The sequence below is a fragment of the Planktothrix serta PCC 8927 genome, from assembly GCF_900010725.2.
GTDB lineage: Bacteria > Cyanobacteriota > Cyanobacteriia > Cyanobacteriales > Microcoleaceae > Planktothrix > Planktothrix serta.
The window spans coordinates 1-218 of record NZ_LR734893.1 but is presented as its reverse complement, the minus strand read 5'-3'; the positions used below and the strand labels follow the sequence as shown (position 1 = coordinate 218).

General features: G+C 37.6%; 1 pseudogene. It reads right to left on the bottom strand.

Annotated elements, in window-relative coordinates:
• A pseudogene (locus PL8927_RS27515) lies at positions 1-218 on the bottom strand (Uma2 family endonuclease); the annotation flags it as partial.

The window sequence follows — 218 nt, the reverse complement described above, 5'->3', positions numbered from 1 at the left end:
AAGAAAAAATCCGGCCCGCGAAAGTCTCGATTTCTCAGTTGTTGACGACTAAAATAAATCGTTAAATTTGCGCCAATAAAATAGTCTGTTCTGTCTCTCCATAACCAATCTAAACAAGACACTAATAACGCTAATTGGAGATAATGTAACGTACTTTCCATTTCAGTATACTCACTTTCAACCTGACTCCCATCGGGCATTAATGCCTCTAATTGTTC